This is a genomic window from Nitrospirota bacterium, from assembly GCA_016214845.1.
Taxonomy (GTDB): Bacteria; Nitrospirota; Thermodesulfovibrionia; order UBA6902; family UBA6902; genus SURF-23.
Window position 1 is genome coordinate 118,060 of the sequence record JACRMS010000026.1, and the last position, 13,602, is coordinate 131,661.

Sequence of the window (13,602 nt, forward strand, 5' to 3'; positions counted from 1 at the left end):
CTCTTTTTTATCATTTAGGGAATTCTAACAAAGAAGGAAATAAGTTGCAACACCGGCCTTTTTGGTAATTTATGATGTGTAATATGATGATATAATTATTAACAACAAGAGGCGGTCACCCGTTCAGAACAAAACCTGAAATCATTTGCAGGAATAGAATATATGGCAAACCCTGTCAGAGTAAATATTTCTAACAGGGTTTATTTAACTATTTTCCTGGTCTCCTGCTCGACCCTCATGTTCGAGGTCTCCCTTACGAGGATCTTTTCAATAAGCCTGTGGTATCACTTTGCTTTTATGGTGATAAGCATAGCCATGCTCGGTATTGGCTCTGCCGGGACTATGCTTTCTGTAATTTCTAAAAGCAGATTTCTTTCAGAATCTATTATCGGCATTTGTTCCCTGTGTGAAGGTGTCGCCCTGCTTGTCTGCTACGCGGGATCAAACAACATACCTTTTGATCCCGCAAGGTTTTCATGGGACAGGGTGCAGATACTTTACCTGTCGTTGTATTGCCTTGTATTGAGCGTCCCGTTCTTTTTTGCCGGCGCACTGACGGCCGCCGTATTCACTTTGCGCAGCGATAAGGCAAGGTCCATCTACTGCTCCGACCTGCTTGGCGCCGGAACAGGCTCTCTTATTGTCCTTGTCATGTTAAGTGTAACGGCCCCTGAATACGCTATTGTCTCAGCTTCGATACTTTGTTTTACCGGGGCGATAATAAGCGGCAAAAGGCATACGAGATCACTCTCATTTCTATTCTTATTGATCAGCCTGCCGGTCCTCGCAATTCATCCTGCCTTTATGAAGGTGAAGATATCTCCTTACAAAAGTCTTTCTCAATATCTGCAACATCCCGGGGCGCAGCGCTTGAATACTTTCTACAGTTCGTATTCCCGGGTGGATACGTTTAAGAGTCCAGCCGTGAGGTTCGCGCCCGGTCTGAGCCTGCTGTATCCTGCACCCCTGCCGCAGCAGATCGGCCTGGCAATAGATGGTGACAGGGTAGACGTCATAACATCAGCTCAGGACAGTTCCACGCTTGAATTTCTTGAATTCCTTCCGTCTTCCGCGGCTTATGAGATCAGCAGGAAAGACAGCGTGTTGATAATCGATCCAAAGGGCGGGCTTCATGCGCTTATGGCAATGCGCTATGATTCAAAAAACATTCAAAAAGTTGAGAGCAACCCCCTGGTCATCAAGATTGTCAAAGACAATTTCAATGAGTTCTCGGGAAAGATCTTTGAAAACAATACAACGACAGGGTATGCCCGCAGCTTTCTTCACTCAAAAGGGAATACTCGCTATGATCTGATCGAAGCATCCATGAGTGATATTTCCGTGGCAGGCATATTCGGGATCTCCGAAGACTACAGCTATACGGTTGAAGCATTTAAACAGTATTTACGCGCCTTAAAAAAAGACGGGATGCTGAGCATCAGCCTTTATCTTGTACCGCCCCCGAGGACTGAGCTCAGGGTCCTCGCAACCATCGTTACTGCATTTGAACAAATGGGCGGAATAGACGCCCGGCAAAACATTGCCGCACTGAGAAGCTGGGACAGCATGACAATAATTTTCAAAAACTCTACCCTCACTGAACAGGAAATCGAACGTCTGAGAAAATTCTCGCGTGACAGACGCTTTGACCTTGTGTACTATCCTGGAATAAAAGAGGGCGAGTCCAATCTATATGTCAAATTGCCTTCGGATGAATATTTTAACGGCTTCATAAATATCCTGGACCCTGAAACACGAGCATCTTTTTTAGATAATTATCTCTTCGACATCAGGCCTGTTTACGATAACAACCCGTTCTTTCATTACTTCCTCAAGATTAAAAATCTAAAGGTCATTTATCAGACAATGGGGCAGAAATGGCTGTACTTCCTGCAGGAAGGATATCTCCTGCCGGTCCTTTTAATAATTGTTGCCATAATAAGTGCAGTCTTAATTATACTTCCGCTCATCTTTAACAAATTATCAGCAAATCACCATGACCGTCATGAACTATCAAACCTGCTTTCAACCCTGGTCTATTTCGCTATGCTCGGGCTTGGATTTATGTTTGTTGAGGTCTCGCTGATACAGAAGTCCATTCTTCTGTTTGAGAATCCGTCGTACTCGGTTGTTATCGTGCTTGCATCCATCCTGGCAAGTTCGGGGCTTGGCAGCATTATCAGCTCAAGGTTCATTAGACTCAGCACCCCGTATTCTCTGCTCGTGGTCTCGTTCTTCATTTTGACCCACAGTGTGGTATACCCGTCATTGGCGGACATGCTGCTGTCTTTTAATTATTTTTTCAAAGTCGCGATAATGTCTGCCGCGATCTTTCCTCTTGGATTTTTCATGGGGATACCCTTTCCCATGGGAATAAGATCCCTTGGTGAAAAAAGTGAAGCATTGGTCCCTTGGGCATGGGCAATAAATGCCTGTATGTCTGTCCTTGCCCCGATACTGACGATCATGCTTGCTCTGATAACAGGGTTTCAGACCGTACTGCTGATCGGCGCACTCGCATATCTCCTTGCTTTTACGGCATTGAAAAGGATGCGAACTTTAAAAATCCCTCCCTAAGAGCGGCTGAGTGTAAACGTCAAACTCAATGCTGTCATTCTCCGGATCCGGTCCCTCTTTCTGGATTGCCCGATCAAGTCGGGCAATGACGACTAATGCAGATGCAATTTATTAAAGAAATTATTAAGTTGTCCGATAAGATAGAAAATATTCAACTATAAAAAGGGCATGGGAAAAAATTAGGAATGTCTGATACCGTTCTGTTTGTAGACGACGATGAATATATTTTAAATTCGATAGACAGGCTTTTTGCCCACAACGGCATAACCATTTTGAGGGCCGCAAACGCAAATGAGGCCCTTGATTTCTTCAGTAAATTAGAGATAGCCGTAATTATCACGGACAACCAGATGCCAGGTATGAGAGGCACCGAGCTTCTTGCAAAAGTCAAAGAGGTCTCTCCTGACACCTTAAAAATATTAATGACGGCACATGGAGATCTTTCTATCGCTGTTGACGCAATAAATAAAGGCGAGGTGTTTCGCTTTATTATGAAGCCGTGGGATGATGACGCGCTGCTCCAGACCGTGCAGGAGTCGGTCAAGCGTTACCAGATCATTAAGTCACTCAAAAGAGATGATGAATCAATACTGCTTTCCCTTGCGCAAACAATAGAGTTAAAAGACGCTTATACAAGGGGACACTGTGAGAGGGTCGCTGAATACGCTTTAATAATAGCTGACGCGTTAAGCCTGTCTGATAACAGAAAAAAAGACCTGTTATACGGAAGCTGGCTGCACGACTGCGGTAAGATAGGAATACCTGAAAGCATACTTAATAAAAAATGTCCTCTTGAACATGAAGAGTTTGAGATAATAAAACACCACCCGGGATGGGGCGCTGATGTTGTAAGGCAGGCCCGGCTGTCAGAGTCTGTTGTAAAAATCATTTTGCATCATCATGAAAGATACGACGGCAGCGGTTATCCGGCGGGTTTAAAGAAAACCGATATACCTCTTGATGCAAGGATTGTGACTGTGGCCGATATATTCGATGCATTAACAAGCGACAGGCCGTACAGAGATAGATATTCTGAAGAGAAAGCAATCAATATAATGCAGTCAATGAAAAGCAATATCCTGGACCCGGAAATCGTTGACGTCTTCCTTTATAATTACCTGAAGATTAAAAAAGAAGATATCTCTCCTGCCGCTTAGCGCTCCTCCCCTTCACTGCCGCCTGTCAGTATCTCCGCTTTATCGAATTTTAATCTCTTCCTTTTTTGTGTATACTTTATAACCATGTAGAATGGCTGCTGAAATGAAAGGCTGCGGAAGAATTTCTATACGACACCTTTAAAAAGCAGCGGGCAAAGAGCAGAGAGCATAGGGTTAGAGGCATAAATACTATTTGCTCTGAAGCAAAAATGTAATAATCCGTTTGTCGATTATAGAAATTCTGGAGCAGACTTTCATTTCAGATGCAAGATAATTAAATGTCGTTACGAAAACGACTGTTGACTTATGAACCATATCAGATGGCAAATAATTTTAGGGTTATCTTTGATCGCGCTGTCCGCGGCGCTGTATCTCATCCACTACGCGATTTTCAGGGATGTTCGTAACACCCTGTTTTATTCACTCATGGACATCGCCTTTCTCCCCATAAACGTCCTGATAGTCACAATGATACTGCACAGGCTCCTGGGCGCAAGGGAAAGGCGCGCCAAGCTGGAAAAACTGAACGTAGTGATAGAGACCTTTTTCAGCGAGATGGGGACTAAGGCGCTTACTTACTTCTCGGCCTCTGACCCTGAACTGGACGACATCAGAAAAAACCTTATCGTCACGGACCAGTGGTCTGATCAGGACTTCATAAGGGTCAGTAACAAGCTTAAAGGCTACACTTACAACGTTGATATTAATAAAGTGGACGTGGCTAATTTGAAAAATTACCTCTCTGAGAAAAGAAGCTTCCTGCTGCGCCTGCTTGAAAACCCCGCCCTGCTGGAGCATGAATCCTTCACGGAGCTTCAACTGGCGATCTTTCATCTCACGGAAGAACTGTCGGTCAGGACGGACATTCAGCAGATGCCGGACACCGACCTGCAGCACATCTCAGGCGACATAAAAAGGGTGTACGGCTTACTCGTCCATCAATGGCTTGACTACATGAAATATTTGAAGGCAAATTATCCTTATCTCTTCTCACTTGCGGTGAGGACCAACCCTTTTGACCGGAGCGCGTCTCCGGTCGTGAGATAATACCAGGAGGAAAAATGACATTGGACCTGAAGGCGTGGACAAGAGACTGGGCGTTAATGAGCAGTTTCTTCAGCTTCGGGGAGATCAACAGGATCTCCGGCAAGCTGAAGAAGCTCAGGATACAGAATGTCGTCTTCTGTTCCTTTGAAAACAGGTTCGCAAAAAGCGGCGGGCTTGCCGCTGTCACCACAAATATCCTGCCTTATTTAAAAGAAATAAACCATGTCCCCAATGTTATCTTAATGACGCCGTTCTATCCTTCAATTATGGACAGTACACAGTTGCAGTCAACGGGAAAGAGTTTCAGAGTTCCATTTAATAATAAGGTCGTCCAGGCTGAGCTATACGAATATACATGGAATTACACTAAACCCCAACGCGGCAGCTTAAAAGAATATTATCTGAAAGCGGAAGGGTTATTTGAAACTTCCAAAAATATAAAAGACCCCTATCTCTACAGTGAATCCGACAAACTGCTCAACGATAACCTGATGAGGGAGAGTTCACTGTTCTTTTGCAAGGCCGTCCCTCTGGCGCTGCAAGAGCTTGGCATACGTGAAAACATTGTATTTCATTTACAGGAGTGGCAAACCGCCCTGCTCTCACTTTCTGCTAAAGCAGCTATGCTGAACGGCACACTGGAATCCTGCGCGACAGTGCAGACAATGCATAATTCCTACGATTCATTCATTCCCTGGGAATCGCTTGCCGGGATCGTAAACGGAAAGGCAAAGCAAAATATCTCATTGTTCCCCGGCCTCGGCGCAACCGCATACCAGATTGGCCTTCAGCTGGCTGATGCCCCGGTAACCACCGTAAGCGAACATTACGCGGAAGAATTTACGACCGACATCCTGCAGACTGAATACTTCGCCCCGCATCTGCAGAATATATTTTTAAAGAGCGGGGTCTACGGAGTAAATAACGGCATGTTCATTGAATTGTCTCCTGAGCTTTCATCCGAAGGGAATCTTTCCATAGATGATATCCGAAAGATCAAATTGAAAAACAGGAAGGCCCTGTTAAAAGTTCTGGCCTCTTACAAACCAAAAGAACGTTTCGGCGAGTTGACGTATAAAGGCAAGACCATTTCCAGGCTGCCTGACAATGTCCCGATCATTGTAATGAGCGGAAGGCTCGATCCCCTTCAAAAGGGTTTTGACATCTTATTGCGCGCGATAGAAAGATTCGCGGAAGATGAGATAAAGGTTGTCCTTACCCCTATGGCCACCCGCCGCGCGGACCTTGATTGCTTTTACGAGGCAGCGTGTAAATGCAAAGGGAACCTGACCGTGTTCGCCGGGAGGATGGAAAAAGGGTTCAGCGAGCTGCAGGCTGGAGCAACATTCGGATTGATGCCCTCAATATATGAACCGTTCGGCGCGGCAGTGGAATACATGGCAAACGGGACGGTGAACATCGGCAGGTCCACCGGCGGACTGGTAGACCAGATCGATCTGAAATGCGGATACCTCTATAAAGAAGACGCCGTCTTTTACACCCTTGATAATATCAGGGACTTTGTTGAAACAGCGGACATTGTGCAGGCGAGAAAGGCAAACCCGTGGGCGCTCCGCATGGCCGATAGTTTATATGAGGTCCTGAAGAAGGCTGTTAACGTATATCGGAACAGCCCGGACCAGTATTACAAATTGGTCCTTAACGGCCTCAGGAAAGTAAACAACTTCAATTGGGAGACAAATGCCCGAAAATATTTCCAGGTCTATGAAAAGACCCGTGGCGTTTGAGGGTCCACCACTGCTTATTTCCTTTTCCCCGCTTCGCCTGTCATAGGCACAAATGCAACTCCGCCCATCTGCTCTACTTCGAGCTCGCCTTTGATCTTTGATACAAGCGTAAGCGTCTGGTAATAAAGAGTGCTGCCGAGAGGGATGATCAGCCTGCCGCCATCTTTCAACTGCTCAATAAGCAGCGGAGGTATATGGTTGGCGGATGCTGTAATGATAATGGCGTCAAAAGGCGCGTACTCTTCCCAGCCGAAATAACCGTCCGCATGTTTTGTCCTGATGTGCTTATAGCCGAGGTCAGTGAGTAGTTTCGAGGCCTTTTTTTGCAGCAGTTCTATGATCTCAATGGTATAAACTTCCTTTACCATCTCCGCGAGGACCGCCGCCTGATACCCGGAGCCTGTGCCGATCTCAAGTACCCGGTCTGAAGATTTAAGCTTCAACGCCTCAGTCATGAGCGCCACAACATACGGCTGAGAGATAGTCTGTCCCTCACCGATCGGGAGAGGGTGGTCATCGTACGCGCTGTTTCTAAAAGGGGAGGCAACAAAGTGATGTCTCGGTATCTTCGACATCGCGTCGAGGACCCTCTTGTCCTTTATGCCCCTTCCCGCAAGCTGGGCCTCTACCATTTCCCGTCTTGAAATTGAATATTCGTCAGCAGCGGAGTTAGAGACGAGAAAAAAGAGCGGCAAAACAACAATGGGAATGATCCTCAACCTGTCCATACAACAATTATCTTCCATAATCCTCACATCGTCAATAAGAAAGAGGGAAAATAAAAATCCCCCTTTGGAAAAGGGGGGGCGGGCATCCAGTCTTTTTAATAAGTCCTGGATGCCCGATTACTAACTTCGGGCATGACGAAAAGAAAAAAAGACAGACATTATTAAAGCAAAATTCTACGGCTTCCAGTGTTCTGTAAACTTACCGCCTTTTGTGATCCACACAACGTAAGGCGCAACCGTGACATCGCCTTTGGAATCAAACTTTATATTGCCAAGCGCGCCGTTAAATTCCATGGAATGGAGTATATCCATAATGGCTCTGCCCTCAGTTGTCTTAGCGGCGTCTATGGCCTTCAGCATAATGTTTCCTGCGTCATAAGCGTAGATCGAATAGGGCCCGATCTCACCGAATTTTTTATTGTACTGCTCAATGAATCCCTTTGCGCTTGGGATGTTGACGGGATCAGGGCTGAATGTTATATAAGTCCCTTCTGCGGACTCTGCTCCCGCGATCTCGATAAACTTGGGGTCAATGATGCCGTCGCCGCCCATAAAAGGGACTGTCATGCCGAGCTCGCGGGACTGCTTCACTAAAAGCCCACCCTCCGGATAAATTCCCCCGAAAAATATCAGCTCAGGTTTCTTCTCTTTGATGGAGATCAGAACGGTCTTGAAGTCCTTGTCTCCCTGGACAATGCCGCCGTAATAAACGACTTCCGCTTTATCGCCAAGGAACTTTTTGAATTCATCGGCAAGCCCCTGCCCATAGGTGGTCTTATCATGAATGACGGCAACTTTTTTTACTTTAAGCTGGGAGACCGCAAAATCGGCAGCGACCTTTCCCTGCTGGTCGTCCCTGCCGCACACCCTGAATACACCGTGATAGCCTTTTTCCGTAAGCTGGGGATTTGTAGAGCCCGGGGATATCATCGGGACGCCCGCGCGGTTGTATACATCAGAGGCGGGAATAGAGCAGCTTGAGTTGAAATGCCCGATCACTCCGGCCGCGCCTTGCGTTACAAGTTTATTGGCAACCGAAACCGCCTGCTTGGGGTCCCTCTGGTCATCCCCGATTATAAGCTCGATCTTTTTGCCGAGGACACCGCCTTTGGCGTTCCACTCCTCCACTGCAAGGGTCACTCCGTTCTTGAAATCCATTCCCATCTTTGCCTGGTCGCCTGTCATCGGACCGGCAATGCCTATCTTGATCACATCTTCACCTTTCTTGACACAACCAAGCATGACCAGGATTACAAGTGAAAGCAGTAATAATCTTCTTACCATTTTTCCCTCCGTGTTTTTTTAAATTTAAAACAGTCTACTTCGTACAGGCATGGCGAAACAACATGTTGAGCAATACCTTATTAAAGCCGTCATGAGTTATTTTTTTAACCCGTTACGCATTACGCATCACGCATTACGTCTGGGCCAACAGATTCTAACAAAAATCAATTTTGCTTACAAGAAGTTTTCAGCCCTGCTTAAGATACGCCCTCCTCTTTCCCTCTTCAAATCTCTCTATCGCGTATCTCAGCATCGTCCTCGGCATTGCCTTGTAATGTTTTTTTAAAAATGCCTCTTCTTTGGCCTGATCTCTTTTACCGACTTCTCTGAGCATCCAGCCCACAGCCTTTTGAATGAGGTCGTGCCTGTCGCGCAAAAGTATTTCCGCGATACGCAGCGTGTCTTCAAAGTCATTCTTCCTGATAAAAGCAAAGGTCGACATGACGGCGATCCTTCTCTCCCAGAGACTTTCCGAGTTTGCGAGTTTGTAGAGGACACCCCTGTCTTTATCAATAAGATAGTCTCCTGAAATATTCGGCGCTGAGAGGTCTACGAGGTCCCAGTTGTTTATCCGCTTTGTGTTGTTAAGATAAAAATCATTGATGGCCTTTTTCCCTTCATCACCTGCTTTTCCGTATTTAATGATCAGGATGAGAAGGGCAACAAGCCTCTCCTCGTGAATCTTGCTATGAAGCAGTTTTTTTATTTCACTTAATGGCAGGTCAGGATATTGCTTTGCGACCCTGCGCTGTTCAGGCACTTTAATTCCGAGGAAGACATCTCCTTCGCCGTACTGTCCCTTCCCGGTCTTAAAAAACCGTGAAAGTATGTCAGCCTTCTCCGGGCTTGCGAGTTTCCTCAAATCTGTTCTTAACTTTTTAAGCATAGGCTTTGTGTTCAAAGCAGGTATGATTATACCATTTCCGTTCTCAGCGCTTTATATTTTCAAACCTATAACGTTTTGGTATACTCAGAAATAAGATGTATAAAGAGGAGCAATAACATGGGGAAGATATTTTTTTGCAGAGACCTCGGAGTGTCCTGTAAGTGGGGTTGTTCCGGTGAAACAGATGAAGACGTCTTAAGGCAGATCATGGCCCATGCCCTGGAAAAACACGGTTGTAAAGAGATGACGGAAATGATGCTTGAAAAAATAAAGGCCAAGATCCGCGAGCAGGAACCAACCGACTAAGGCAGGTGGTCGCAGATCATTCTCCAAGATACGCCTTCTTTATATCCGGGTCATCGAGAAGCTCTTTCCCCTTCCCTTCTTTTACGACCCTGCCTGATTCAATGACATATCCCCTGTGCGCCAATCTTAAGGCCGCCTTTGCATTCTGCTCGACAAGCAGTATTGTCAGCCCTTCGGCATTTAGTTCTTTTATAGTCTTGAATATCTTGCTTACTATGATCGGGGCCAATCCGAGAGAAGGTTCGTCAAGCAGAAGGAGCTTGGGTCTTGACATGAGCGCCCTTCCGATCGCGAGCATCTGCTGTTCCCCCCCGCTCAATGTGCCGCCGAATTGTTTCTGCCTCTCTTTAAGAACCGGGAATAGCGAGAAAATATATTCCAATTGATTTTTGATTCCTGTCCCCGTAGGGGCGATTCGCGAATCGCCCCTACTTCTGACTTCTGACTTCTGTCTTCTGTCTTCTAAAAACGCCCCCATTTCAAGATTTTCCCTTACCGTCAATTTAGGGAATATCCTTCTGCCTTCCGGTACCTGCGATATACCTCTTGAGACGATCTCATGCGGGGGCAGGTTGTGGATCTCATTACCCTCAAAAAATATCTTCCCCTTTGAAGGACTGAGTATCCTTGATATCGTCATCAGGGTAGTGCTCTTGCCTGCCCCGTTACTTCCTATGAGACTGACGATCTCTCCCCTGCTGATCTCAAGGTTTATCCCCTTGATCGCCTCGATGCGTCCATAAGATGTGTGCACACTTTCAAGTTTAAGCATAATTAATGTTTCGGACAGACTCTAATTATATTAATGCCGCGTTAGATTGTAAACACGTTCATAATTGCATGTTCGAACCATCTCATAGTAAAATCCATCTATGCCTAAAGCAGTAGCGCTATATTCAGGAGGCCTTGACAGCACCCTCGCCATACTCGTAATGATGAAGCAGGGCATTGATGTCACGGCCATAACATTCCTAAATCACTTCGGCTGCGACATCAGCGACAAATCATCCTGTTCAAAAGACCCTTTTGCCGCGTCAGTGAAATTCGGTTTCAAGGTAAAGCTTTCACATCTCTCGGATAAGTTCCTCGACATAGTGAAAAAACCACAGCACGGACATGGCAAGAATATGAACCCGTGCATTGACTGCCGGATACTGATGCTGAAAGAGGCAAAGCAGATGATGGACCTCATCGGCGCTGATTTCCTTGTAACAGGTGAAGTGCTCGGACAGAGGCCGATGAGCCAGAGGAAAGATTGCTTCCCGATGATCGACAAGGCAGCCGGCGTGAAAGGACTGGTGGTGAGACCGCTAAGCGCGAAGTATCTTCCGGTCACAATCCCTGAAGAGACAGGCCTGGTCAATCGTGACATGCTCCTTAATTTCACCGGCCGTTCGAGAAAGCCGCAGATGGCGCTCGCCACTGAATTCGGTTTAACGGAATATCCCATGCCCGCAGGCGGATGCCTCCTCACAGAGCCGATCTACTCTTTCAAATTGAAAGACCTTCTAACCTTCAACGTCAACCCTGAATACAAAGACATAAACCTTCTGCGTGTCGGCAGGCATTTCAGGTTCTCTCCTGAATGCAAAATTATTGTGGGAAGACATGACCAGGAAAATGAGATCATCAACTCAGTCGCCGGCCCGGATGATTATCTGCTGAGAGTCGACGGCGTCGGCAGCCCCCTCGTTATCCTCCGGGGCAAAGTAACAGATGAAGCGCTTACAGCGGCAGCCTCATTGTGCGCGAGATATTCCGATGCAAAGAAACTTGATGAAGTTGATGTGACGGTTTTACTCGGAGACAAAACCTCCCACCTGAATGTTCAGCCTGCGGATAATGAGTTGATTGAGTTGTACAGGATTGAGAAGAAACCGCCGTTGAGTTTGTCATCGAGGACTTGAAGGGGAAGCCAGTTCCTTATTTTTTGCTCTTAACTCTCGAAGGTGCTTCCCCGGATGTCATCATAGGGATTGCTTAAATGTTTAATGAAGGTTTGACCCCGGTTGTCTCGTTTATTATTGAAATTATCTTCTTACCACAACTTAATAAATAATCATAAGATATTATTTGAATATGGTTTAAGTTAGAGTTCAACATTCGCAGTGCTTGGAATTGGGCATCTTTAAAATTATTTGTTCTACCTGCAATAATTTTTATTCGCGGTCTTAATATTTTCACTTTGTGTTCTTTTTCTAAATTAAGTTTATAGTCATCCATTTTTTCTAGATAGAACAAACATTGTCCGATAGCTTTTGATAAATCTGGTGATGGGTAGTAACTGTTATGACTTAAGTCATGCTTAAAAATCTCATAATCTAATCTTGGTCTTTTTAGTTCTATTAAATCTAAAAAGCCATCAATTGATTCCATTAATAAATCTCCTTCACTAAACAGTGCTATTTTTCTTGCATCATGTTTTTTTATATATTCAACACCGAATACCCATAAATTTTGTTCAATCCAATTCTGAAAAATCTTTTCAGGCTGATTCGCCATATAAGATTTCAGGCTATCATAATTCTTTATTTCCTCAACAATATTGCCTGTTTCTTCTATAGAGAGTAGCTTTTCTAAATTATCTAATTCTGTTTGGTAAATATTGTGCCTATGTGTTGCAAATAAGTTTGTTAATTCTATTTCTGTTAAAGAAGAAAGAAGATTTGTAATCTTGTCATCTTTATTGAGTTTATCCAATAATATTTTTAACACTTTTGGATCAATCTCTTTTAGGCCATTAAATATAGATAGAATTTCATCTGTTGTTTCGATAATCTTAATTTGTTCAATTCCCCTTTTTTCCGTAGACGTATTAGTTGCTTTTTGAGAATTAAGCAAATCTAAAATTTTATTTTGAGCATCAGGAGTAAAACCTCTAACAACTTCAACTATATTTTTCTCAGAAGCATAGGTCCTAATAAATTCATCCTTGTCTGTTTCTGTAAGGTTAATATCCTTGATGCTAAGATTTTGACCAAGAAACGCTTTTAATCTACCACCTGTTTTAGTTCCTATAGTTTTACAAAAATCACAATAGGAAACCATGTTTATTAAAAATCCTTGATCAATCTTTTTAATTGGTTTTACGTTCTCATCCAAAGTAATGAAAATGTTCACTTGGGAATTTTCTGTTAGAAACTGCAACATATTTTTATGGAATGGAAATTTTGTTGTTTTTCTTTTATGTCCAAAGTGGTTATGAAAAGAATACTTTTCATCAAAGAAAAGACTTTTCCCATCTTCGTATATAACTTCTTTAAAATCAGCGTAATTGACTGTTATGGAATCCAAGATATTTTCACTCTCTTCACGCAAATTCTCTTTAAATTTAGAGGGACACATTCCATATCATTTGTCCACTAACTATGCCGCCAACTTTTCTCTTACTTCTTCCCAGTTACGCCAAAGATCCCGAACGCACATAATCAATTCACCCTCCATCACTCAACTTCAAAAATATCATACGTAAATACATCAATAAAGCGCAACAGATTTTTCAGCTTTCAGCCTCTCTCTTAAACCCAATCTTCTTCCTCTCCGGCGGAGACATCAATTGCCTTATCGCATCAAAGACAACCTTGAATTGTTCATCATATTTCTTTTCCAGCGATTTCATTTTTCTTGCAAGTGCGGCATTGGAAGCAAGTATGCTTCGGATTTTTGTAAACGTTCTCATGATTTGTTTGTTTACCTGAATTGCTCTTTTGCTGTTTAATACGCTGGATAGCATTGCAACCCCATTCTCGGTAAAGGCATACGGGGAATATTTTATATTCTGTCCACGCTTCAAGGTGCCAAATAGGTACCTTGAAAGTTTAGTGTATTCATCCCTCGTCAACTGAAACATAAACTGGATTCCCGCTTAC

12 protein-coding genes are annotated in these 13,602 nt (G+C 44.4%); 6 read left to right on the top strand and 6 right to left on the bottom strand.

Annotation, left to right across the window (positions count from 1 at the left end; translation table 11 throughout):
• The first annotated feature begins 162 nt into the window (after window positions 1-162).
• The 4 genes from HZB61_08295 (at window position 163) to HZB61_08310 (ending at window position 6,529) form a co-directional block, all read left to right on the top strand.
• Window positions 163-2,577, top strand: a complete 2,415-nt coding sequence (locus HZB61_08295; GenBank protein ID MBI5056598.1) for a hypothetical protein — start codon at window positions 163-165, stop codon at window positions 2,575-2,577.
• Window positions 2,578-2,762: 185 nt separating this feature from the next.
• Window positions 2,763-3,734, top strand: a complete 972-nt coding sequence (locus HZB61_08300; GenBank protein ID MBI5056599.1) for a response regulator — start codon at window positions 2,763-2,765, stop codon at window positions 3,732-3,734.
• A 306-nt stretch (window positions 3,735-4,040) separates the two neighbouring features.
• Complete coding sequence (locus HZB61_08305; GenBank protein MBI5056600.1) at window positions 4,041-4,781, top strand: hypothetical protein; 741 nt, start codon at window positions 4,041-4,043, stop codon at window positions 4,779-4,781.
• A 14-nt stretch (window positions 4,782-4,795) separates the two neighbouring features.
• Complete coding sequence (locus HZB61_08310) at window positions 4,796-6,529, top strand: glycogen/starch synthase (protein ID MBI5056601.1); 1,734 nt, start codon at window positions 4,796-4,798, stop codon at window positions 6,527-6,529.
• 14 nt (window positions 6,530-6,543) lie between these two features.
• Here HZB61_08310 and HZB61_08315 read toward each other — a convergent pair whose 3' ends face one another.
• The 3 genes from HZB61_08315 to HZB61_08325 form a co-directional block, all read right to left on the bottom strand.
• Complete coding sequence (locus HZB61_08315; protein MBI5056602.1) at window positions 6,544-7,257, bottom strand: protein-L-isoaspartate(D-aspartate) O-methyltransferase; 714 nt, start codon at window positions 7,255-7,257, stop codon at window positions 6,544-6,546.
• Between the two features lie 174 nt (window positions 7,258-7,431).
• The gene (locus HZB61_08320) at window positions 7,432-8,541 is read right to left on the bottom strand and encodes a branched-chain amino acid ABC transporter substrate-binding protein (protein ID MBI5056603.1); all 1,110 of its coding nucleotides are present in this window, start codon (window positions 8,539-8,541) and stop codon (window positions 7,432-7,434) included.
• 187 nt (window positions 8,542-8,728) lie between these two features.
• Window positions 8,729-9,427, bottom strand: a complete 699-nt coding sequence (locus HZB61_08325) for a DNA alkylation repair protein (protein ID MBI5056604.1) — start codon at window positions 9,425-9,427, stop codon at window positions 8,729-8,731.
• 117 nt (window positions 9,428-9,544) lie between these two features.
• Between HZB61_08325 and HZB61_08330 the strand changes: the two genes are divergently transcribed.
• Window positions 9,545-9,733, top strand: a complete 189-nt coding sequence (locus HZB61_08330) for a DUF1059 domain-containing protein (GenBank protein MBI5056605.1) — start codon at window positions 9,545-9,547, stop codon at window positions 9,731-9,733.
• A 16-nt stretch (window positions 9,734-9,749) separates the two neighbouring features.
• On the opposite strand, the gene HZB61_08335 is transcribed toward HZB61_08330, so the two are convergent.
• A complete protein-coding gene (locus tag HZB61_08335) occupies window positions 9,750-10,505 on the bottom strand; it encodes an ABC transporter ATP-binding protein (protein MBI5056606.1) in 756 nt (251 codons plus the stop codon).
• A gap of 100 nt (window positions 10,506-10,605) precedes the next feature.
• Between HZB61_08335 and HZB61_08340 the strand changes: the two genes are divergently transcribed.
• Window positions 10,606-11,640, top strand: a complete 1,035-nt coding sequence (locus HZB61_08340) for a DUF814 domain-containing protein (protein ID MBI5056607.1) — start codon at window positions 10,606-10,608, stop codon at window positions 11,638-11,640.
• A gap of 73 nt (window positions 11,641-11,713) precedes the next feature.
• Here HZB61_08340 and HZB61_08345 read toward each other — a convergent pair whose 3' ends face one another.
• On the bottom strand, window positions 11,714-13,078 hold the full coding sequence (locus HZB61_08345; GenBank protein ID MBI5056608.1) for a DUF4263 domain-containing protein: 1,365 nt from the start codon (window positions 13,076-13,078) through the stop codon (window positions 11,714-11,716).
• 154 nt (window positions 13,079-13,232) lie between these two features.
• A complete protein-coding gene (locus HZB61_08350) occupies window positions 13,233-13,583 on the bottom strand; it encodes an ORF6N domain-containing protein (protein MBI5056609.1) in 351 nt (116 codons plus the stop codon).
• Window positions 13,584-13,602 lie beyond the last annotated feature (19 nt).